At 41.3% G+C, this 22,589-nt stretch carries 18 protein-coding genes and 2 pseudogenes; 7 read left to right on the plus strand and 13 right to left on the minus strand.

Annotation, left to right across the window (positions count from 1 at the left end; genetic code table 11):
* Positions 1–26: 26 nt before the first annotated feature.
* From gyrA to FTU17_RS02580, 5 genes are all read right to left on the minus strand, one after another.
* Positions 27–3,011 carry a DNA gyrase subunit A gene (gene gyrA, locus FTU17_RS02560; protein WP_180134613.1) on the minus strand — a complete coding sequence of 995 codons (2,985 nt, stop codon included), beginning with the start codon at positions 3,009–3,011 and terminating at the stop codon, positions 27–29.
* A gap of 290 nt (positions 3,012–3,301) precedes the next feature.
* Positions 3,302–3,934: a hypothetical protein gene (locus FTU17_RS02565; protein WP_180134614.1), complete on the minus strand. Its 633-nt coding sequence runs from the start codon at positions 3,932–3,934 to the stop codon at positions 3,302–3,304.
* A 455-nt stretch (positions 3,935–4,389) separates the two neighbouring features.
* On the minus strand, positions 4,390–5,322 hold the full coding sequence (locus FTU17_RS02570; RefSeq protein WP_180134615.1) for an FAD-binding protein: 933 nt from the start codon (positions 5,320–5,322) through the stop codon (positions 4,390–4,392).
* 18 nt (positions 5,323–5,340) lie between these two features.
* Positions 5,341–6,093: an electron transfer flavoprotein subunit beta/FixA family protein gene (locus tag FTU17_RS02575; protein WP_078192067.1), complete on the minus strand. Its 753-nt coding sequence runs from the start codon at positions 6,091–6,093 to the stop codon at positions 5,341–5,343.
* Between the two features lie 527 nt (positions 6,094–6,620).
* Positions 6,621–7,226 carry a LysE family translocator gene (locus FTU17_RS02580; protein WP_180023307.1) on the minus strand — a complete coding sequence of 202 codons (606 nt, stop codon included), beginning with the start codon at positions 7,224–7,226 and terminating at the stop codon, positions 6,621–6,623.
* A gap of 113 nt (positions 7,227–7,339) precedes the next feature.
* Between FTU17_RS02580 and FTU17_RS02585 the strand changes: the two are divergent.
* Positions 7,340–7,832 (plus strand): annotated as a pseudogene (locus FTU17_RS02585) (Lrp/AsnC family transcriptional regulator).
* 453 nt (positions 7,833–8,285) lie between these two features.
* On the opposite strand, the gene FTU17_RS02590 reads toward FTU17_RS02585, so the two are convergent.
* The 7 genes from FTU17_RS02590 to FTU17_RS02620 form a co-directional block, all read right to left on the minus strand.
* Positions 8,286–8,657, minus strand: a complete 372-nt coding sequence (locus tag FTU17_RS02590; RefSeq protein WP_218949190.1) for a hypothetical protein — start codon at positions 8,655–8,657, stop codon at positions 8,286–8,288.
* 279 nt (positions 8,658–8,936) lie between these two features.
* Positions 8,937–9,860: a tyrosine recombinase XerC gene (locus FTU17_RS02595; protein WP_180134616.1), complete on the minus strand. Its 924-nt coding sequence runs from the start codon at positions 9,858–9,860 to the stop codon at positions 8,937–8,939.
* A gap of 71 nt (positions 9,861–9,931) precedes the next feature.
* Positions 9,932–10,753, minus strand: a complete 822-nt coding sequence (locus FTU17_RS02600; protein ID WP_180134617.1) for an enhanced serine sensitivity protein SseB C-terminal domain-containing protein — start codon at positions 10,751–10,753, stop codon at positions 9,932–9,934.
* Positions 10,754–10,837: 84 nt separating this feature from the next.
* On the minus strand, positions 10,838–11,683 hold the full coding sequence (dapF, locus tag FTU17_RS02605) for a diaminopimelate epimerase (RefSeq protein WP_111883917.1): 846 nt from the start codon (positions 11,681–11,683) through the stop codon (positions 10,838–10,840).
* 13 nt (positions 11,684–11,696) lie between these two features.
* Positions 11,697–12,941, minus strand: coding sequence for a diaminopimelate decarboxylase (gene lysA / locus FTU17_RS02610; RefSeq protein ID WP_180039623.1), 1,245 nt, complete (start codon positions 12,939–12,941; stop codon positions 11,697–11,699).
* Between the two features lie 24 nt (positions 12,942–12,965).
* A complete protein-coding gene (locus FTU17_RS02615; protein WP_372491094.1) occupies positions 12,966–13,175 on the minus strand; it encodes a lipoprotein in 210 nt (69 codons plus the stop codon).
* 343 nt (positions 13,176–13,518) lie between these two features.
* Complete coding sequence (locus FTU17_RS02620) at positions 13,519–14,922, minus strand: amino acid permease (RefSeq protein WP_078192075.1); 1,404 nt, start codon at positions 14,920–14,922, stop codon at positions 13,519–13,521.
* A 332-nt stretch (positions 14,923–15,254) separates the two neighbouring features.
* Here FTU17_RS02620 and FTU17_RS02625 point away from each other — a divergent pair, with 332 nt between their 5' ends.
* The gene (locus tag FTU17_RS02625; protein WP_078192076.1) at positions 15,255–16,616 is read left to right on the plus strand and encodes a sodium:alanine symporter family protein; all 1,362 of its coding nucleotides are present in this window, start codon (positions 15,255–15,257) and stop codon (positions 16,614–16,616) included.
* Between the two features lie 240 nt (positions 16,617–16,856).
* Here the strand turns inward: FTU17_RS02625 and FTU17_RS02630 are convergent.
* A pseudogene (locus FTU17_RS02630) lies at positions 16,857–17,213 on the minus strand (hypothetical protein); the annotation flags it as partial.
* Between the two features lie 185 nt (positions 17,214–17,398).
* Between FTU17_RS02630 and radA the strand changes: the two are divergent.
* From radA to FTU17_RS02655, 5 genes are all read left to right on the plus strand, one after another.
* A complete protein-coding gene (gene radA, locus FTU17_RS02635; RefSeq protein WP_180003350.1) occupies positions 17,399–18,787 on the plus strand; it encodes a DNA repair protein RadA in 1,389 nt (462 codons plus the stop codon).
* A 123-nt stretch (positions 18,788–18,910) separates the two neighbouring features.
* Positions 18,911–19,912, plus strand: a complete 1,002-nt coding sequence (locus FTU17_RS02640) for a Tim44 domain-containing protein (RefSeq protein WP_078192078.1) — start codon at positions 18,911–18,913, stop codon at positions 19,910–19,912.
* A gap of 202 nt (positions 19,913–20,114) precedes the next feature.
* Positions 20,115–20,462 carry a hypothetical protein gene (locus tag FTU17_RS02645; protein ID WP_180116889.1) on the plus strand — a complete coding sequence of 116 codons (348 nt, stop codon included), beginning with the start codon at positions 20,115–20,117 and terminating at the stop codon, positions 20,460–20,462.
* Between the two features lies 1 nt (position 20,463).
* Positions 20,464–22,215, plus strand: coding sequence for a PepSY domain-containing protein (locus FTU17_RS02650; RefSeq protein WP_180134618.1), 1,752 nt, complete (start codon positions 20,464–20,466; stop codon positions 22,213–22,215).
* The gene (locus FTU17_RS02655) at positions 22,212–22,550 is read left to right on the plus strand and encodes a DUF3325 family protein (protein WP_180134619.1); all 339 of its coding nucleotides are present in this window, start codon (positions 22,212–22,214) and stop codon (positions 22,548–22,550) included. The genes FTU17_RS02650 and FTU17_RS02655 overlap by 4 nt, the downstream gene beginning before the upstream one ends.
* Positions 22,551–22,589 lie beyond the last annotated feature (39 nt).

The raw sequence follows: 22,589 nt of genomic DNA on the forward strand, positions 1-22,589 counted from the left end.
TAGCGCCCTCTTTTCTCAAACTTCAATTAGTCTTCTTCAGGCTCATTGAGATCTGATTCATTGTCATTTTGATCAATAATCGTTGAGTCATCTATAAGCTGCTCAGTTTCAATTGCTTCCACTTCTTCAAAAGTTTCGTCTTCTTCAACTGCTTCGATCGCCACAACACCGACTAAGATTTCGCTTTCACCTAAACGGATCAAACGAACACCTTGAGCATTACGACCTGTTTGTGCCACTTCAGACGCACGTGTACGAACCAACGTACCACCATCTGAAATTAACATCAGCTCTTTAGACGCATCAATCGCTACCGCACCAACAAGTTCACCATTACGTTCAGATGTTTTAATTGCAATAACACCTTTACCGCCACGTTTCTTAGTTGGGAAGTCATCTACTGGTGTACGTTTACCATAACCATTAGCTGAAGCACAAAGTACTTCACCCGTTTCCGGAACAACCACCAATGACACAATACGGCTAATGAGAGCTGAATCAGAGGTATCTTCATCATCAGACTCTACATCCGCATCTTCAGCGTCTTCAGCTTGAGCAGCTGCACCAATGGTCACGCGCATACCACGAACACCTTTGGCAGAACGCCCCATTGAACGCACATCAGTTTCTGCAAAACGAATAGCTTTACCTTCGTTTGAGAACAACATGATTTGTTGTTCGCCATCGGTAATGGCAACACCAATTAAGGTGTCATCACCATTGAGCTCAATTGCACGTAGACCGTTAGAACGAACATTCGAGAATTGTTCTAACTCAACACGTTTAATCGTACCGTATTCTGTTGCCATAAATACGTAGAAGTTTTTACGAACGGCTTCTGCTTGCTGTGCAAAGTCATTGATGGTTTCGTCATCAAGATCAGTCGCAGATAACTCTAGACCCAATTGTTTCAACTGAATACGAAGTGCATCAGATAAATCATCTGCGCCGTCTTCAGTCTCAGCAAGCGCAGCTTCTAAGCCTGCAAAATGACTATTAATCACTTCATTGGTTTGTAACTGTGCACTATTGGCTTTTACAAATGCTTTAAAGTCAGCCAAACGTTCTTTAAATTTCTTCGGCGCATCGACCACTGGTAAAATAGCGGTGATGGTTTCGTTTTCATCTAATGGCAATAAGTTCACCATCGGACGACCTTTCGCACCACGAGATGCTTGAGGCACTTCATAGACTTTCAGACGATAAACTTTACCTACATTGGTAAAGCAAAGCACTGTTGCGTGGTTTGAAGTCACGATCAAATGTTGGATGTAATCGTCTTCTTTCATTGAAGTTGCAGACTTACCACGTCCACCACGACGCTGTGCAGCGTAGTCTGACAATGGTTGAGTTTTTGCATAGCCTGATTTAGAAACAGTTAGTACCATTTGCTCTTCAGGGATTAAATCTTCACGAGAGAAGTCGATACGTGATTCCACGATATCGGTACGACGTGCATCGCCATATTGTTGAAGGATTAAAGCCAATTCTTCTTTAATTACGTTCATCAATAAGTTGAAATCGTTCAAAATTGCCGTGTATTCAGCAATTTGACCAAGAATTTCTGTATATTCAGCTTGTAACTTGTCTTGTTCTAGACCGGTTAAGCGATGTAAACGAAGTTCTAAGATCGCACCTACTTGGGTTGGAGACAGACGATAAATATCACCTGTTAAACCAAATGGACGTGCTGGATCTTCGCCTTCAATTTCATCTGGACGGACAGATACCGCACCCGCTTTTTCAAGCAATGCAACAACACCACCGCCTGCCCACTCGCCCGCTTGTAAACGTTCACGTGCCTCGCTAGGGTTTGCAGATGTTTTGATGGTTTCAATGATCGCATCGATATTTGCGAGTGCAACCGTCAAACCTTCTAAGATATGTCCACGTTCACGTGCTTTACGCAGTTCGAACATGGTACGGCGTGTAACCACTTCCTGACGATGACGGATAAACGCTGCAATAATATCTTTCAAGTTCATTAATTTAGGCTGACCATTATCGAGGCAGACCATGTTAATGCTGAATGAATTTTCTAATTGGGTATTTTGGAATAGGTTATTTACAATCACTTCAGCGTTTTCACCACGCTTTAAGTCAATTGCAATACGCATCCCTTCTTTATCTGATTCATCACGAAGTTCAGAAATACCTTCAAGTTTTTTCTCTTTGACCAACTCAGCAATACGCTCAATGGTTTTTGCTTTGTTAACTTGATAAGGAATTTCAGTGAAGACAATCGTGCTGCGGCCCGATTTTTGGTCTTCTTCAATGTGATATTTACCACGGATATGCAAACGGCCTTTACCAGTACGGTACGCATCGACAATGCCAGATTTACCATAAATGATGCCGCCTGTAGGGAAGTCTGGACCAGAAATGTGTTCCATTAACCCTTCAATGCTAATGTGCGGATCGTTAGCATAAGCAAGACATGCATTAATGACTTCTGTCATGTTATGCGGAGCCATGTTGGTTGCCATACCTACAGCAATACCAGCTACACCGTTAATCAACAAGTTAGGCACACGTGTCGGCATGACTTGTGGAATACGTTCAGAACCGTCGTAGTTGTCTTCCCACTCTACGGTATCTTTCTCAAGATCCGCTAAAAGTTCGTGAGTCAATTTACGCATACGAACTTCGGTATAACGCATTGCTGCTGCACTGTCACCATCGACAGAACCGAAGTTACCCTGACCATCAACCAATTGATAGCGTAAGCTGAAATCTTGAGCCATACGAACAATGGTTTCGTATACAGCTAAGTCACCATGTGGGTGATATTTACCGATGACGTCACCGACTACACGGGCAGACTTTTTGTAAGCTTTGTTGTAGTCATTGCCCAATTCGTGCATTGCAAAAAGCACACGACGGTGAACAGGTTTGAGACCATCTCGGACATCTGGCAACGCACGTGACACAATCACGCTCATTGCATAATCGAGATATGAGCTCTTCAGTTCATCCTCAATGGCAATCGGTCTAATTTCCGATACGCTCATGCATACTCCTTGTTATACAAGCAGAATTCTGCCCGCATTTATATATCGTAAATCTGTAAAAATTAGTTCAAAAAACACTGAACCAATATCAAAAATCAAGTCGGACAGTATAGCATAAAAACCCTGATTTTTGTGCCAATCATCTTGCACTAGAACCATGATTTTTTGTATTTATTTTAAGCATTTTGATTTTATTTACTGTGAAAAAAACCTCTACGAATAGAGGTTGTTTAATGTTCAAAAAATTTCTTTTCGAAGCTTCAAGTTTAGACTTATAAATGTGATAAAAATCACTTTTTATGATATTGCATGACCTCTAATTCTTGAGGTACATGATCCTGTTGCATCCATGGGTATGCTATTAAAAACAAACCTAAAATAAGCGGAAATTCATAAACTTCTTCGATGAAATCCTTGTAAGCCAAATCGTACAAAAATAAAAAACTGAGACTTCGACTATGCTCAACTGCATCAGAAATCAGTAAGCCCAATATCACCAAGCCTAATGGCCAAATTGGCAAAGCCAAGGTTTTTAGTTTATGTACAATTTCTTGACGCAAATAAGGCGAAAATAGCATAAAGACGACTGGTGCAATCATGAATACCGAAATTAAACGAAAATATGGTTTAGGCACATCAGGAAAATAGTCACGCCCCCAACTAATACTACGACCAAATAGCAACAACCACCATGCAACAGCCCACAACCAAAATTGTTTCTTTCCATCTTGCATTTCAAGTGGTCGAATATAGAAAAAAGTATAAATCGCAAAAAACAGCAATAACAATGCTTGGACCGATTCAACTGCTGTAACAGTCATTCCATCAAATAAAGGAAAAGAGATACTTTGTAAAACAGGAAAAAGTAAACAGCAGATCATCAGCACCAATACACTGACTGGTAACTGAAAATCAAATTTCAAAGGGAGACTCCGCCTAAAGGGCAAGTTCAATAAAAAAGCAATTTTAACACAAATTATACAATCCTTTAAGCTTGCTTTAAGTTTAAGATTCAAGCTTGAAGAATAGGTCTTGATTATTTTATTTTAAATCTTTGTATTTTTTATAATTTATTAATTTCCATCCTATTACCAAGCGATTGCTCCTGCTTACTTACCATTTAAGTTTCAACATACGTTTAGCTTACGCTACAGTAGTGTCTAATACCAATAATAAGAAATCACATCGTATGAATATTGAAGTACTAAACTAAGAATCCACTACCCCCATAAGCATGAAACATCTAACTGCAATTTATATATGTACATTTACGTATAATTAATCGATTAAACATAACCAAGAAGACCTACTAATTCGTCAAACAATAAAAACGCCCCTAAACCATAAGCTTAGGAGCGCCTTGAACTGTGTTCAGAAATTAGATTTTAGATACTAATTCTGGAACTACAGTGTTCAAGTCACCTACTAACCAGTAATCAGCTACTGAGTTAATTGGCGCTTCTTCATCTTTGTTGATCGCAACGATCACTTTAGATTCTTTCATACCTGCCAAGTGCTGAATCGCACCAGAGATACCTACAGCGATGTACAAGTCAGGAGCAACGATTTTACCTGTTTGACCCACTTGCATATCGTTTGGTACGAAACCAGCATCAACTGCTGCACGAGATGCGCCTTGCGCAGCACCAAGCTTGTCCGCTAATGGATCAAGAACAGTGTGATAGTTTTCACCTGAACCAACACCACGACCGCCTGAAACAACAATACGCGCAGCTGTTAATTCTGGACGTTCAGATTTCACGATTTCTTCAGAAACGAACTTAGAAATACCAGCATCACCAGTAGATGCAACAGCTTCAACTGCAGCAGAGCCGCCTTCGCTTGCAACAGCATCAAATGCAGTACCACGAACAGTCGCAACTACAACAGACTCGCCAGACTCTACAGTTGCAATCGCGTTGCCTGCATAGATTGGACGTTTGAAAGTTTTAGGACCTTCAACAGCAATGATGTCAGTGATCATGCTTACGTCTAGTAATGCAGCTGCACGTGGCAGGATGTTTTTACCAGTCGTGGTAGAAGCAGCAAGAATATGGCTATAGCCTTTGCCCAATTCAGCAACCAGTTTTGCTACGTTTTCAGCCAACTGGTTTGCATAAGCAGCGTCGTCAGCAAGTAATACTTTGCTTACACCCGCAACTTTAGCTGCTTGGTCTGCAACTGCTTGAGCGCCTGAACCAGCTACTAATACAGTGATATCACCACCGATTTTTTGCGCTGCAGCAACAACGTTAAGAGTTGCACCATTTAGTGCTTTGTTGTCGTGCTCAGCGATAACTAAAATACTCATGATTTTTATCCTTCTGTATTAGATCACTTTCGCTTCGTTTTTCAATTTATCTACAAGCTCGTCTACAGACTTCACTTGTACGCCCGCTTTACGTTCTGCAGGAGCTTCAACTTTAACAGTTTTAAGCTTAGTCGCAGGTGAAACGCCATAATCAGCAGGTGACTTAGTATCAAGCGGCTTTTTACGCGCTTTCATAATGTTTGGAAGAGCAGCATAACGTGGTTCATTCAAACGTAAGTCAGTTGTAATAATTGCTGGAAGTGCAAGTTCAACAGTTTGTAAACCACCATCGATTTCACGAGTCACTTGTACTTTGTCGCCTTCAACTTTAACTTCTGAAGCGAAAGTACCTTGGCCAGCACCTAAAAGCGCACCAAGCATCTGACCAACTTGGTTAGAGTCGTCATCAATTGCTTGTTTACCAAGAAGGATCAATTGAGGTTGTTCAGCGTCTACAACACCTTTTAGGATTTTTGCAACTTCAAGTGCACCTAACTGGCTGTCGTCAGCTTCAACAAGGATACCGCGGTCTGCACCAAGCGCCATAGAAGAACGGATTTGTTCTTGAGCTTCTTTAGGACCAATAGAAACAACAACGATTTCTGAAACAGTTCCTTTTTCTTTTAAACGAACCGCTTCTTCCACTGCGATTTCACAGAATGGGTTAATTGACATTTTAACGTTCGTTAAGTCAACACCACTGTTGTCCGGCTTAACGCGAACTTTAACGTTGGCATCAACCACACGTTTTACAGCAACAAGAGCCTTCATGTAATCCTCGGCTGTTTTAGCAAATGTAAATGTTGAGAAAAGTTATATTAACTCTTCACTTTAAATTTTTTAGGTGCCCTATCTTGCAATGTGTACGGCATTTCGGTCAAGTCACAATTATCGAAAGACCTGTAAAAAAGCGTAATTTCCTTGAACTTATCGTTCACATTTTTTAAAGAATGCTTCAGTTATCCAAAAAAACGCATTATTCAGTTATTTTTTAAGCATTGATTTTTATTATTTTTTTACTTGATTTAGCTCATCAAAAGATCTGATTTAATATCAATTTTCGATCAATCTTTCTGAAATAGAGCTTTCCCTCTACACATTCGGCAACATATCTAAACTTGTCATTTAAGATAGAAGCATAATGAATTTAGCGCTAATTTCACTTTTCCGAAGCTAATTGGTGGGTTTTTCTCTCTTTCTTGTTCTTAATATCTGTCAATATTCAGCACAGATAAAAAAACCTCCGCTTTCGCGAAGGTTTTAGTTAAGGCATTTATTTCTATTTACATTTGCTGTTTTTAATTGGCAATTAACCACGTCGCAGCAAGAGCCAATAAACCGCCTGATGTACCATCGATCCACTTTTGTTTGCGTTCATCAATTTGAGTTTTTTGTGTAATACGTGCAAAGACCACACTTAAACTACAATACACCACAAAAATCAGCCCAATAAAAATGAAGGACAAAATCAAACCTTGACTCACGGTATTCGCTGATTTATCGATAAATTGCGGCAAAATTGCAAAATATATCAACATTCCTTTCGGGTTCAGTAAAGCCGTAAAAAAGCCTTTTTTTATCGGGTTGGACGCTGACTTTTTCTCAATACTTAATTTTTTACTGCTAAATACTGAACGCAGCAAATGCGTTGCCAAATATAAAAGATAAGCAATCCCCAACCAGCGGATTGTTTCAAACAGTAGTGGAAATGACACGATAATCGCAGCAATACCCAATGCCACCAAAATCGAGTGAACCAAATAACCTGAGCACACCCCCACTGTTGCCATCATGCCTGCTTTTGCATCCTTACCCATCACTTGTGACAGGATAAAAAGCATATCGGGTCCTGGTGTGAAAATAAGGGGAATTACCGTTAAGGCAAACAAAGCAAATACAGACATTTCAATTTTCCCTTTCTATGTCCTGAAAGTGAAATTAGTATGTTTGAATCGCTTTAAAATAGGATATCAAATATTCTATAATAGATATTATTTTTAGAATTATATTCTATTTTATGAAGACATCTTCTAAGTCAATTCTAGTTAAACTAGATCGTATTGATAAAAATCATTCGCGCACTTCAAAATAATGGCCGCATCCAAAATAATGACTTAGCCAAGGAAATTGGACTCTCGCCTTCTTCTTGTTTACGTCGGGTTAAATTACTCGAAGAAGCAGGTGTGATTCAGAATTACACCACCGTGGTCGATCCACAAAAGATTGGCTTTCAATTGATTTTATTCTCTCGTATTTGGTTGACTGGGCAAGATGCTGAAACCATCGATACTTTTATCGAAGCGATGAAAGAACTTCCTCAAGTCATGGAGTGCTACATTATTTTGGGTGAGTGCGATGCAATGCTCAAAGTTGTAGTTCCTGACCTAGAAAGTTACCGTAAATTTCAGTCTACTCACTTAACCAAGAAAAATGGCATCACTAGTGTAAAGACTGATTTACCTAGCCAAATCATCAAACAAAGCTTCCAGTTACCGTTAGAAGATTTGTAACCAAACAATTGATCTGCCAACGAGCAACTCAAGCATTAGAAACGACGAGGCTGATACTACAAGAATGGCCACGTAGTAACGCAGTTATTCACAGCCTCGAATGCAAAAACCTAGCTATGCGGTATTTCATTATATTTTAAGCAAAGAAAAATAATGATTTGCGGCAAATGAACGAACACAATCTAAGGGGCCTTTGAGCTTAATTTCTTAAACAAGAATACGACTGATTGGATTTACAGGCTCTCGCTATCAAAACTGAGCGAATTGATTACTAAGCAGCGAAACGGATTGGCATTTAGAAATTTTTGTTTAGGCAACTAAGCTATGCAAAGAAGATCAATACTCTAACGCGCTGCACAAAAGCAAATCAAGATGTCATGCTGTAAGTAATATAAGGGCTAAACATCCAAATCCAATGAAGATAGCCCATGAGTTGTATATTTTCCGGATAGTTTAGGCTGGCTGATTTTCCAAAAAGTCACGATGGATGTGGCTTAGGTCAATAAGTTCATATTGTGCCAAATCAAAAATACGCCAAATGGTGAGGGCATCTTCTTTACTGTCAAATTTAGCAGTTGCTTTATTGGTAAGCTGCCATTGTTTATCCGAAATCCAAATAAAGTATTGGCCCGTCGCCGCATTAAACGCCTGAACTTTACCATCGGCATTAATCCCTTGTAGCTGCGCACCTTCAGGCAATACAGCTTCTACTTCAGGCAAACTGATTTCAACAAAGTGTTTGATCTGGCGTAAGCCGTATCCTGCAAAAATTTCTTTTTGCTGACCATTTAACTGGTCATATTTTTCTTGAATATCTGAAATCATGGTATGGCCTATATATTTTTAACGGTACAGCAATTTAGTAAATGGCGAATTTCACTTCGGCACTTACGTCAATTCAATAATGGACAATTTTTATACCCGATAATTTGAATTTTTATAATGCGACAATAGTTCAAAATGTCGGTCAATTTTACCAATATTTTTTCACATCCTTATTTAATTTTCATGAAGTAGACCACTTTAGGATGCAAAATGTGAAATCTAGCCTGTGAATTTAAGCAAAATTTAGACCACTGAGTACCAAAGTCGTTTTTGCAATTGTTACGAATCTTTATGCTGTGCCCTTGGATGGGCCTGATCATACACTTGTGCCAATCGATCAAAATCCACATGGGTATAAATTTGTGTAGTGGTTAAATTACTATGACCCAACATTTCTTGTACAGCACGCAAGTCACCGCTATTGGACAACATATGGCTAGCGAAGCAATGTCGTAATAAATGCGGATGTAAATCGACATTTACACCTGCACGTCGAGCTTGAAATTTAACTCGATTTTCTATTTGTCTTACCCCGAGTGGATTACCTTTTTGGGTGATAAAAACTTGAGCTTCTGGGACAAAATCGCCATGCCATGCAGGATATAATTGCAACCAATGCATCACAGCCTCTTTGGCTTTAGAACCAAAAGGTACAATGCGGGTTTTATTCCCTTTACCCGTAATACGTAACAGTTGTCGATTAAAATCGATATCTCGAATGGTTAAGCCCTGCACTTCAGCCAAACGTAAGCCACTTGAATACAGCAACTCCAAAATCGCTTTATCACGTATCCAAAGCTGCCGTTGAGTTTCACTTTCTGGCTCAGGCTGTTCCATGATTTGTTTAATGGTTTCAATATCGACCAATCCAGGTAAAGGACGTGATTGGCGTTTGAGCTGAAAATCATCTGCGGGGTTGAAACTGAGATAATCCCCTTGTTCTGCCCATTTCATAAATTGGCGTATTGAAGATAACATGCGCTGCAAACTACTTGGACTGAGCTGAAACTGTTCCACTTTATGAGCAACAAATTCACGCAGATCTGACTTTTCGACATCATGCAGTGGCAAGTTGCGTATTGTACAAAATTGGAGAAAATCACTGACATCACGCTCATACGCTTGCAAGGTATGTTTAGACTGATTTTGAATTTCACGTTCCTTCAACCACATGACCAGTAGTTGAGTCTGATCCATCGTCATCTGTCTTCTCCCATTTCAACATGTGCTTTAGCGTTTCAGTACGTTCTCTAAAGCGATTTCACATATCTGTTTTATGAAAACAGTCTAGCAAAGAACCCCTTAGGCTTACCATCAACACGTTGGTAAAAAGCTTGCGTTTCATTAAGCAAATACCCTTCTACACCATCCACACTGTGCGGATTGACATGGATTAAATCCACTGGGCATTGCTCTTTTAAACTGTCCTGTGTGATACGACCAATTTTACTGTGTAAATCTTGAATTTGTTGTTCAGATAATCCTGCTTCTAAATCTAATCCGATCAACAAAGTCGGTGAATCATCTCGAGCTTGATTCAGCATTTGCGCTAAATAAGCAGCTTTTACCACACGCTCTGTGCCGAAAAAAATGCTTAATTGATCAATCATAAACTGCGGATATTCCGCCGGCTGACCAATTAAAACTTCCGTATCTTCCGTAACTTCATAGTTTTCTGAGGGCTGAATATACTGCCCGTTCAGCAAATGTTGAATTTCTTCTGGTACAAAGTCCTTCGTCGCATCAGGTGATTGTGGATTCAATACAAGCCTTGCTCCTAAAGTCATTTCAAATAATGCCTTGGTTGGTAGCCGGATATACGACTCCTCTTCAGATATTGCTAAACGCATTTTTTCCAAGGACGTAAAAAATGGAATGACGCAATCATATGTTTCATCTTCCCATGATTTCAATTGAATACGGTCGCCTTCATCCAAGATCAAATCTTCGGCAATACGTGAATCACGTCCCCCTGTTGTTCCCACACAATACACATTGGCTGCCAATAACTGAGCTAAAAATTCGGGTCGATACGCGGGTTCATGTAAGGCTTTATGAAAAAGTTGTTCTAAGATTTCTTCGTTTATTTGTTCCATGTTGATTCCAATCCAATTGAATTATAATTTTTTATTCACTTTTTATTTTATGAAAAAAGCCCTGAATGAATCAGGGCTTTGATTTTAACCTTGGAAGTAACTTAAATCTAAGCGTCCTTCGTAAACTGTTGCGGTTGGTCCGGTCATCCAGACCACACCACCTTCTTGCCACTCAATTTGCAGCTTACCACCTGCCAACTCTATTTCGACTGAATTGGCTAATAAACCACGACGCATACCTGATACTGCCGCTGCACAAGCACCTGTACCACAGGCCATAGTCTCACCGACACCACGTTCAAATACACGTAAGCGTGCATGTTTCTCATCCACAATTTGCATAAAACCAGCATTTACACGCTGTGGAAAACGCTCATGCGATTCGACTTGTGGACCAATTTTAGCGACGTCTGCAGTAATAACATCAGGAACGATCGTCACTGCATGCGGATTACCCATACTCACCACATCAATGGTGAGTTGTTCATTATTCGCCAATGCAATGTCGTATAAGTTTTCAGGCTCTTCCGCAATAAATGGAATTTCATGCGGCAAAAAGCGTGGATAACCCATATTGACGCGCACCCAACCATTTGCACCTAATTCAGGCTCTACGATACCTGACTTGGTTTGTACTTTGATTTTGGTTTTGCTGGTCAACTTACGTTCATGCACAAAGCGCGCAAAACAACGTACGCCATTTCCGCATTGTTCAACTTCCGAACCATCTGCATTAAAAATACGATATTTAAAATCGACATTGGGTAAATCAGGTGGTTCTACAATCAAAAGCTGATCAAAACCAATACCAAAATGACGGTCGGCCAAACGCTGAATCGTCACTGTATCTAAATAAGCTCGTTGGCTAATCAGATCGACCACCATAAAGTCATTGCCAAGGCCATGCATTTTGGTAAATTCTAATAACATCTCGAATTTCTCCTTAAGGCAATAAACGTTCACGTTCCCATAATGATTCGATGGTTTCGCGCTCACGAATCAAATGAGACTGATCACCGTCAACCATTACTTCAGCAGCACGTCCGCGGCTGTTGTAGTTTGAACTCATGACAAAACCATAAGCACCTGCACCCAATACTGCAAGCACGTCATTTTCTTGAATCGCCAACTGACGTTGCTTTCCTAGGAAATCGCCAGTTTCGCAAATCGCGCCAACAACATCCCAGTCTTTCTTTTCTGTATCAGTACGAGGCGTTACTTCCTGAATATCCATCCATGCTTCATATAAAGCGGGACGGATTAAGTCGTTCATTGCGGCATCAATAATGGCAAAATTACGATGATTGGTCGGTTTGAGTAAATCAACTTTGGTTAACAACACACCTGCATTTGCAGAAATACTACGCCCCGGCTCCATATATACCTTAAGGCCTAATTTTTCTAAAGCCGGACGCATTGCCTGAGCATATTCTTCAACAGTTGGCGGAACTTCGTCTTTGTAAGTCACGCCTAAACCACCACCAATATCGATGTGTTTTAGATGAATCCCCATCTCTTTCAGTTGATTGATCATTACAATGACACGATCAAGTGCATCAACAAAAGGCTGAGTTTCAGTCAACTGTGAACCGATATGACAATCAATCCCGATAATCTCAAGATTAGGCAACGACGCTGCATATGCATAGGTGTCAAAAACGCTGTCTGAAGGAATACCGAATTTATTTTCTTTTAAACCCGTAGAGATATAAGGATGGGTTTTGGCATCCACATCTGGATTTACACGCAATGAAATCGGTGCTTTCTTACCCATTGCCGCAGCAACTTTTTGGATTCGATCCAACTCTGCATGTGATTCCACGTTAAAACATGCAATACCTACGTCCAACGCTTTTTGAATATCAGCTTCAGTTTTACCCAAACCTGAGAATACAATTTTAGAAGCTTCACCACCGGCTTTTAATACACGTGCGAGTTCACCACCCGTCACGATATCAAAACCAGCGCCCTGCTTGGCAAGTACGTTTAACACCGCAAGATTAGAGTTTGACTTTACCGCAAAACAAATTTGATGGTCGATAAAGCTAAATGCACGATCCATATCTGAATAATGCTTTTCAAAAATAGCTTTTGAATAAACATAAAGCGGTGTGCCATATTGCTGTGCAAGCTGTTGTAAAGAACATTGCTCTGCATGCAATACCCCATTCGTACGGGTGAAACTCATGAAAGTATCCTTTCTATAAAAGCATTAAGGTGTAGGGTTAGAATTTGAAGATTCCGATTCAGTTGCAACAGGAGCCGCTTGTTTTTCCTGCTTTTGCTGTGCAGGCGTGTCTGGATAAATCAGATATTTTGCGCGCTTATCTGCATTGGCATCTGAAGGTAAATGCAATGCACCAGACTGACCACAAGCTGTCAGCAGCACAGCACTTGCTAATACAATAATTTTATAATTCATAAAACGATACATAAACGTACCTAATGAAAAGATTTTTCCGAGTATAACGTGATCAACCCGCGGATAAAAGAAAAGCCCTGTAATTCCAAGTGAGCTTTTTGCCATTCTGCACTAAATTTAAGCAAATTTTGATGGTGCTATTTTCAAACCACTTTTATGTATTTTTCTGGACCGATCAGGCTATTGATTTCACTGAAATAGCTTATCAATTTGAATGCTGTTTTATACAAATTGAAGCGCTAATAAACAATCTGTTTTAACGCAAAATAAATCCATATCCAAATAAAAAAGCTGCTCCTCAGGAGCAGCTTTTTATGTTTTTACATCAGTTCAAAAATGTAAATTAATGGTGCTTTTTCTTATAAAAACCGAAATAGCCAATAATCAAAATGATGAACCAAATTGGGCTCACCATGAGCGCTTTCATGGTATCTGCTTCTAATGACAAAACATAAATCATGCCGATGAAGAAGATAATCACGAGCCAGCAAGTATATAAGCCGCCCGGCAATTTAAAGGTTGATTTCGCATGCAGCTCAGGACGAGTTTTATAGTAAACGATATAGCTCCAGATAATCATGAGCCATACGCAGATAAATAAAATCGTCGACAGTGTAGTTGCTAAAGTGAAGGCTTCAACCGTGTTCGGTACGAAATACTGTAATGCCGCACCCAACAGTAAACAAACTGCCGAGAAATACAACGCATTTGCCGGAACTGCACGTGAGTTTAGACGGCCAAACGCTTTTGGACCTTGCTCTTCACGAGATAAACCAAACAACATACGTGAAGTCGAGAACACACCACTATTCATCGATGACATAACTGATGACAACACCACCAAGTTCATAATAATCGCAGCAGCAGCAATACCGGCTTGGCTAAACAAGTTCACGAATGGTGAAATGCTTGGGTCAATGGCATTCCATGGCGTAACGGACATCACAATCACAAGTGCCAGCACATAGAAAATAATGATACGAATCGGAATCGAGTTCACAGCTTTAGGCAAGTTGTGTTCTGGATCTTTGGTTTCTGCTGCCGTAGTACCCACGAGTTCTACGCCGACAAAGGCAAAAATGGCGATTTGGAAACCTGCCAAGAAGCCAGTTACTCCTGTTGGGAATAGACCACCATGTGACCATAAATGTGTGAATGATGCGATTTCACCTGTCGATGAGGTAAAACCGGTAAAGATCATCCAAAGACCGACACCAATGAGCACCACGATTGCAATAATCTTAATCAGTGCAAACCAAAACTCTAATTCACCAAAAAGTTTAACCGTAACAAGGTTTAAACCCATGATAAAAACAATGGCGGCAACACTGATCATCACCCCTTCTTCGGGCGAGAACGGGTTACCTCCATTAAAGAATTGCAGGTAATAAATGATGGCCGATAAATCAGCAATCCCTATAGTGATCCAGCACAGCCAATAGGTCCAACCCACAAAATAACCTGCCCACGGGCCGATTAAGTCGGTTGCAAAATCGATAAAAGATTTATATTCAAGATTTGATAGTAATAACTCGCCTAATGCACGCATGACGAGGAAAACCATAAAACCAATAATCATATAGATAATAAGGATGGACGGACCAGCTAAACTGATGGTCTTTCCTGACCCCATAAATAAACCTGTACCAATCGCACCACCAATCGCAATCAATTGCAGGTGTCGGTTGGACAAGCTTCGTTTCAAATCGCCGCTATCAGCGTGCGATCCATGAATTTCATTTGACATTATTTAATTCAACTTCGCGTTCCAATTGCGACAAATTAACGTAAAAATTTCAGAAAATACAAAATTATTTCTCATCATCTATATTTTCGGATTAAGTGACAAAGTTAATTTATTTTTCTTATATATAAAAATCTTAGCGCCAGTTCACATTTTAAAGCGACCAATAAAACAACAATTTACTTGTAATAACTTAAATTTTATGCAAAAAATATTTTACCAACGATAAAAATTTATGCCAAAAATCATGGAAGTTTCTAACAATGGCATATCAATTGCTACAGATATCAAAAATGTAGCATTCACTCACTCAGGGCCGATAAGAAGAAGATACTATGCAAGAAATTCAAAATATCATGGAAACACTCAGTGGATGGGTCTGGGGCCCGTACATGTTGGTCCTCATTGTCGGAACAGGTGTATTCCTCACCTTCCGACTACTTTTCTGGCAATTTCGCATGTTGCCTTTCGCATTCAAACAAGTCTTTGGCAAGCATCCTAAAGCCAATCAACATGATGGCGATATTTCTCATTTCGCCTCACTTATGACCGCACTTTCTGCCACCATTGGTACAGGTAATATTGCCGGTGTAGCCACTGCTTGTGTGCTCGGTGGTCCGGGCGCAGTGTTTTGGATGTGGATAACCGCGCTTTTTGGTATGGCAACCAAATATGGTGAAGGTGTACTCGCTGTAAAGTTTCGTCATAAAAATGAAAATGGCGAAATGAACGGTGGTCCGATGTATTACATCGAACGTGGACTTGGGCCTAAGTGGAAATGGTTGGCAGTGGTATTTGCCCTATTTGGTACTTTGGCATCCTTTGGTATTGGGAGCTCAGTACAGTCCAATACTGTCGCGCTTGCTGTGCAAAACAGCTTAGGGATCAGCACACTCACCACTGCAATCGTCATCACCATATTCTCTGCCCTCGTTATTTTAGGCGGCATCAAATCCATTTCTAAAGCCTCTTCATTTATTGTTCCAATTATGGCGGTAGGTTATGTATTGGGTGGCTTAATCATTATTTTCACCAACCTTGAATTGGTGATCCCTGCACTAAAAATGATCTTTAGCTATGCATTTACGGGCGAAGCTGCTGCGGGTGGTGCGATTGGTGCTGCGATTCGTTATGGTGTGGCACGTGGTGTATTCTCTAATGAAGCAGGTATGGGCTCAGCACCTATTGCCGCTGCGGCTGCAAAAACTGACCACCCAGCACGTCAAGGTCTTGTCTCTATGACAGGTACGTTCTTAGACACCATCATTGTTTGCTCAATTACAGGTATCGTACTGGTGATGGGCTTCATCATGGCAGGACAAAGCTTTGGTGATCAAACGGGTGCCGTACTGACGATCAGTGTTTTTGACAAACTACTTCCGGGCTTCGGTGGTTGGGTCGTGACTTTCGGTATTATTTTCTTCGCTTATTCAACCATTCTGGGTTGGAGCTATTATGGTGAAAAATGCTGTACTTACCTGTTAGGTGAAAAATCAGTAATGATTTATCGCTTAATTTACATCGCATCAGTATTTGTCGGCTGTGTCGTAACACTTGATCTCGTTTGGCTATTTGCCGATACCTTTAACGGTTTGATGGCTGCACCAAACTGTATTGCACTGTTATTGCTCTCAGGCATCATTGTAAAAGAATCGAAAGATTTTATTGAACGTCGTAAATCAGGTGAATTGTACTAATCCCCTGCTAAACAAAAAGCCACGTGAATTCACGTGGCTTTTTTATTCGGACTGAAAATCAATATTTACTTATTGAATCGTGCCAATTTGACCATCATCAAATTTGTCGTTTTTCGTCTTGCTTTCATTGGCCGCTTCATCTTTTGGATCTAATTCAGCATCTTCAATAAAGCCTTCACCAAATTGGTCACCAAACTCATTTTCAGCATATTCAGAATCTACAGCACTGGCTTCCATCAGATCCGCTTCGATTTCTAAGGCAATTTCCAAGGATAAAGAAAAGAACAATACCCCCTGAATTTTCATGTTCCCTTGTTCATCTTCAAGATATTCACTGAGAGTTTTATATGCAGGGCTGCTTTCATCAAAAGGTACGTCAAGGTATAAATCACCTGTATAGCTATCGATCAAAGACTCACCTTCTAGCCCCATACAAGGGAAATACTCGAGATTTTGCAGGTCAAACCAGTGCATAACGTCATTACGTACCGTATTTTTCTCAGGATGTTGATGATCATATTCTTCAAAATGCACAAATAACACATCACGATTTTTTTCACGTGCAATGGCATCGATATGTCGTAATAGTTCAGTCATGTGGTGACCCATTTCAAAAAATATAATGCGCTATTATAAAGTGCTTACTATATAAAAGTGCAGCTATTGAAAATAAAACGACATCAATTGACCTTCAACAGTCATTTCATGCGATAAAAACTTGGTTTTTCGATGTATTCACCGCTATGCTGTGACTCAATTTGAGTTTGTGCACAGTAAATATTATGGCGAAAGCAAAAAGTGTCTATCGATGTGAACAATGTGGTGCTGATCATCCCAAATGGGCCGGTCAATGTACCGAATGTGGTGAATGGAATTCATTAGTCGAAGTCAATATTGCACCCGCCGTTACACACCGTGCACAGCCTAAAATGGGCGGTGGCTATGCAGGTCAAGCCGCTGCTGTGACCACCTTAAATCAAGTTTCTGTTTCGCATGAAACCCGAATGGCAACAGGTATTGGTGAATTTGACCGTGTACTCGGTGGTGGACTGGTCACAGGTTCAGTTGTGCTGATTGGTGGTGACCCCGGCATTGGTAAATCCACTATTTTGCTACAAACCGCAACCTATATGGCGGCGAGTAAAAGTTCTGCCTTATATGTCACAGGTGAGGAATCTTTGTCTCAGGTGGCGCTACGTGCCCAGCGCCTAGATTTGCCGACCGATCAACTTAAAGTCATGGCAGAAACCTGTGTCGAGCGTATTTGCGAAGTATTGGCACATGAACGCCCTGCCGTGGCCATTTTAGATTCGATCCAAACCCTATACACCGAAACACTCCAGTCTGCGCCGGGCGGTGTTTCCCAAATTCGTGAATCGGCTGCACTCCTGACCCGCTTTGCCAAAAATAGTGGCACTGCACTGTTTATTGTCGGTCACGTAACAAAAGAAGGTTCTTTGGCCGGCCCTCGCGTGCTTGAGCACATGGTCGATTGTGTTTTGTATTTTGAAGGTCAGTCTGACTCTCGCTTCCGTATGATTCGTGCGGTGAAAAACCGTTTTGGTGCGGTCAACGAGCTTGGGGTATTTGGCATGACTGATAAAGGTCTGCGTGAAGTATCAAACCCATCCGCTATTTTCCTTAGTCGTTATGATGAAGCCATTCCGGGTTCCATTGTCATGATTAGCCGTGAAGGTACACGCCCACTTTTGGTTGAAGTTCAGGCTTTGGTAGATGATGCGCACGGACAACCTCGGCGCGTGGCCTTAGGTTTAGAACAAAACCGTTTAAACATGCTTTTAGCCGTTATGCACCGTCATGGTGGCGTACAAACCGCAGGACAAGATGTCTATGTCAATGTCGTCGGTGGCTTAAAAATCACGGAAACCGGTTCTGACCTTGCGGTACTTTTAGCCTGTGCCTCTAGCTTAAGAGCTAAAGCCCTGCCACAGCATTTGGCGGTATTTGGCGAAGTCGGACTTTCAGGCGAAATCCGTCCTGTACCCAATGGACAGGAACGACTCAAAGAAGCCATTAAGCATGGTTTTAAAACCATTATTTTACCGCGTGGGAATGCACCGCAAAAACCCATTTCAGGTGTAGAGATTATTTCTGTCGCACGTTTACATGAGGCGTTGAGTCAGGCAATTACGCTGACCGATGAGTCTTAGTCACGCTGAATAGTATATTTTGAATGAATTTTCAATTTTTTACCGATGTTCTATTGAAATTCAATAAAAATGGCGGCATAACTAGATGGCTATTTTAACTTTATATAGATATAGGAAAATTTGATGGAAGTTCGACAGCGTGGTTTGATGACTGCTCTTTTAACAGCAGCCCTTTTGGTAGCGCCGATTGCAGAAGCGAAACGTGCCGGTGGTGGTAAAAGCCATGGTATGAGCCGTCAAGCTGCTCCAACTCAGTCTTATCAGCAACCTCGTCAATCTGCTCCTGTTCAACAGCCTGCAACTGCTGGCGCTCCAGCAAAATCTGGCTCGAATGTGGGCGGAATGGTTGCTGCTGGTGTGGCTGGTGCTGCAATTGGTGCAGTCGCTGCAAATGCGATGGCCGATGACAACAATGGTCAAGCAGCTTCTGAAGCGCAAGCTCAACAACAGGAAGAGAAAGGTGGTATTCCAGGCTGGATCTGGATTTTACTTGCCGCTGCTGTTGCCTTCTTCATTTTCCGTAAGATGGGCGCAAAAAAAAAACTAGCCGCTAACAATCCGTATGCGCCAAACAGCGGTGCAAACAATGCACCGTTTGGCCAACAAAATGCTGCACCTCGTGCAGGTAATGACAATACGAATATTTTTGGTAATTCTGTAGGCGGTAATTCAGCAGCTTCAAATGCTCCATTTGGTGCAGCTGCTGCAACGAATGCGCCTTTTGGTGCTGCCTATACCAACAGCGGCAATCAATTGCCTGATGGTACAGAACCAGCAACATTTTTACGTGTTGCACGTCAGCGTTTTAACCACATTCAATCGATGAATACGGCAAGCAACATTTCTGAAATTCAGCGTTACTTAACGCCTGATCTTTACCAGTCTATGTATAACGACATTATGGCGAATAAAGACGAAGACGTTGCTGAGTTTTCTAACTTAAATGCTATGGTGGTCGATTCTGCTAACGAAAATGGTCAATACGTTGTAAGTGTGCGTTTTACAGGTACTGTTAGTGAAGACTTAAATAGCCTGCCACAGCCATTTGCTGAAGTATGGCATTTTGTTAAACCTGCGGGTTCTGATCAAGACTGGTTAGTTGCAGGCATTCAACAAGAGCAATAATGTAGACATTTAAGCATTCTTGCATTCTAAAATAGCGACTTCGGTCGCTATTTTTTTGCCTTTATTTCCCTCTTTTTTAATTCAACTTCAACTCAGCATGCTGAAAAATCAATAATTTTGTGAATACATTATTTTAATTATTAATAATAATTGTTATCATTTAGATTAGCTTTAATACAATTTCCAAGCGCTTAAGTATTTTATGAATAGCTCACCACCTGAGGCACTCGTGACCCCCCTCACATCTGCGCTGCCTAAAACGCGTAAAGACACCCCCTCTCTATTGACCTATCGCTTGATGATTTTCTATCGCTTTGCCCTCGCTTTAGTGGGCGGATATGTTGTCGCGATGCTATCTGCCATCGTGATCGCAGATGTGTTTAGCGAAGACCGTGGAACTGCAGCCATGAGTGCAACTTTAATTGCGTTTATCCTGTGGAGCTGTGCATTTATTTGGGTCTTTATGGTGAATAAAACCCTCAAAGCAACTTTAGGCATTGTGATCCCTGCGGTGTGTTTGTATGCCATTTACATGATGATGGGAAGCTAAAATGCGTGTTGATGCAAAAGTAGAGGGACCGCGCCAGTCCATGTCTTGGCTGCATACATGGGCTAGCCTAATCTTAGGTTGGTTGCTGTATGCTATTTTCCTGACCGGAACCCTGAGCTTCTTTAAAAATGAAATCAATGTCTGGATGACTCCTGAGCTGCATCAATCTGTTCCAGCCAGTTCACAAGTCCAACAAACTGAAGTCGCACTGAATTATTTACAGCAAAATCATCCGAATGCAGGTGCTTGGAATATTTTGCTGCCGAATACGCGTCAAAATGCCACCTTAATTACCGTGCGTGAACAAGGTGAAGACCCTCGCGCACGCCGTGGTGGTAAACAAATCTACATTGATAGTGCTACAGGTGAAGTGCTTGAGCCGCGCGATACGCGTGGTGGTAATTTTCTCTATCGTTTCCATTTCGAACTATATGGCATGCCACGTATGTGGACACGATGGTTTATCGGGATAGCCACACTGTTGATGTTAGTTGCCATCATTAGTGGTGTGATTACTCATAAAAAAATCTTTAAAGATTTCTTTACCTTCCGTTCAGGCAAAGGACAACGTTCTTGGCTCGATGCACATAATGCAACCGCAGTATTTGCGCTTCCCTTCCACATCATGATCACCTTTAGTGGCCTGTTGCTGCTGTTATTTACGATCATGCCTTGGGGGATTGAGCGTATTTATGAAAACCGTGGACAATTTTTACAAGAACAAAATCGTGCCTTGGTTCAAGAAAATAAACCTGAAGGACGTGAATCTGCTCAAGGACGCGAAGAACGTGGCGAACGCCCACAGCAAGCCCGTGCCAATTCTGCACAAAACCCAGGTGAAAATCGCGCTGAGGGCCGTGGTGAAGGTCGAGGAGATCGTCGCTCTAAACGTGAAGAGCAACCTGTTGTTGCTGCGCCGCTGACCAACTTAGCACCAATCGTGACTGCGGTTCAGGCTGAATGGAAAACTAATCCTATTAGTATCGTTAGCATCATTGCACCGAATACAGACCAAGCTAAAATTGAGCTACGCGCCTTACATGGTGAAAGTGTTGCATATCGAAATGTCTATGCAAGTAAACAATTTGATGGCGTAACAGGCAAAGACTTAACTGACAAAAGTGCCAAGTTAAAGCACGCTTCTGTACCGATGGGTATTTACAATGTAGTGACCACGCTACATGAAGCACGCGGTGTAGATTTAGCACTACGTTGGCTGCTGTTTATTTCAGGGATTGTAGGCACCCTGATGGTCGCTACAGGTCTCATTCTGTGGTGTGTAAAACGTGCGCCTCAACAGCAGAAACAAGGCTTTAAATCATTTGGCTACCGCACGGTTGAAGTGACCAATATTGCAGCGATTATTGGTTTACCCATTGCCTGTGCAGCATTTTTCTATGCCAACCGTTTTATTCCCGCACAGCTTGAAAACCGTTCGGAATTAGAAATTCGTAGTTTCTTTATTGTTTGGCTACTGACGCTCGTTTATGCGATGTTCCGTACGCACCGTCAAGCGTGGCTGGAACTTTTAGCTTTTGCCACAGCAATTTTTGCCTTACTGCCAATTGTAAACTTCATGACTGGTGGTCAAGCGCTTTGGAATACCATGGCAAATGGCCAATGGATGATTGCATCCTTTGATCTTGCAATGTGGCTTTTGGCTATCTTGTTTGCCTATTCATTTTACAAAGTGAAAAAGCATAAAGGGCTGCATGTTAAAAAAGCACGTGGCACAAAGGAGGTTGAAGCATGATGTTCTTTCTCCTGATTTGGGCACTGAGTAGCTTAGGTTTTTTTGCCTTGGCATGCAGCATGTCTAAACATCAAAAGCAGTTCTACAGCAAAGAGTTAAGTGTGGGCCAAACACGCTTAGCCACGCTAGTCGGCTGGGCGCTATTGATCATCGCCTTACTACTTTGCCTCTCACTTGGCACGCCGAGCAATAACATCAGTTATTGCTTTGGCGCGCTGACCATTGCGGCTTTATTTGTCGGGCTATGTATTAGTTATATCGCTGAATATTTTTGGAAAATTATTGGTGCTTTAGTTGTCATCTTTGTATTGTCAGCAGTGTTATTGAAATTTTAATTCTTTAGACGACATTCTCTAAACATTGAAAGCCAATCT

It is taken from the genome of Acinetobacter sp. YH12070 (assembly GCF_013419625.1).
Classification (GTDB): domain Bacteria; phylum Pseudomonadota; class Gammaproteobacteria; order Pseudomonadales; family Moraxellaceae; genus Acinetobacter; species Acinetobacter amyesii.

Bases quoted from the DNA above. Each gene is read 5' to 3' on its own strand.
- gyrA (WP_180134613.1), bottom strand. From the start codon at position 3,011: ATGAGCGTATCGGAAATTAGACCGATTGCCATTGAGGATGAACTGAAG.
- FTU17_RS02570 (WP_180134615.1), bottom strand. From the start codon at position 5,322: ATGAGTATTTTAGTTATCGCTGAGCACGACAACAAAGCACTAAATGGT.
- FTU17_RS02575 (WP_078192067.1), bottom strand. From the start codon at position 6,093: ATGAAGGCTCTTGTTGCTGTAAAACGTGTGGTTGATGCCAACGTTAAA.
- FTU17_RS02580 (WP_180023307.1), bottom strand. From the start codon at position 7,226: ATGTCTGTATTTGCTTTGTTTGCCTTAACGGTAATTCCCCTTATTTTC.
- FTU17_RS02590 (WP_218949190.1), bottom strand. From the start codon at position 8,657: ATGATTTCAGATATTCAAGAAAAATATGACCAGTTAAATGGTCAGCAA.
- FTU17_RS02595 (WP_180134616.1), bottom strand. From the start codon at position 9,860: ATGACGATGGATCAGACTCAACTACTGGTCATGTGGTTGAAGGAACGT.
- FTU17_RS02600 (WP_180134617.1), bottom strand. From the start codon at position 10,753: ATGGAACAAATAAACGAAGAAATCTTAGAACAACTTTTTCATAAAGCC.
- dapF (WP_111883917.1), bottom strand. From the start codon at position 11,683: ATGTTATTAGAATTTACCAAAATGCATGGCCTTGGCAATGACTTTATG.
- lysA (WP_180039623.1), bottom strand. From the start codon at position 12,941: ATGAGTTTCACCCGTACGAATGGGGTATTGCATGCAGAGCAATGTTCT.
- FTU17_RS02615 (WP_372491094.1), bottom strand. From the start codon at position 13,175: ATGAATTATAAAATTATTGTATTAGCAAGTGCTGTGCTGCTGACAGCT.
- FTU17_RS02620 (WP_078192075.1), bottom strand. From the start codon at position 14,922: ATGTCAAATGAAATTCATGGATCGCACGCTGATAGCGGCGATTTGAAA.
- FTU17_RS02625 (WP_078192076.1), top strand. From the start codon at position 15,255: ATGCAAGAAATTCAAAATATCATGGAAACACTCAGTGGATGGGTCTGG.
- radA (WP_180003350.1), top strand. From the start codon at position 17,399: ATGGCGAAAGCAAAAAGTGTCTATCGATGTGAACAATGTGGTGCTGAT.
- FTU17_RS02640 (WP_078192078.1), top strand. From the start codon at position 18,911: ATGGAAGTTCGACAGCGTGGTTTGATGACTGCTCTTTTAACAGCAGCC.
- FTU17_RS02645 (WP_180116889.1), top strand. From the start codon at position 20,115: ATGAATAGCTCACCACCTGAGGCACTCGTGACCCCCCTCACATCTGCG.
- FTU17_RS02650 (WP_180134618.1), top strand. From the start codon at position 20,464: ATGCGTGTTGATGCAAAAGTAGAGGGACCGCGCCAGTCCATGTCTTGG.
- FTU17_RS02655 (WP_180134619.1), top strand. From the start codon at position 22,212: ATGATGTTCTTTCTCCTGATTTGGGCACTGAGTAGCTTAGGTTTTTTT.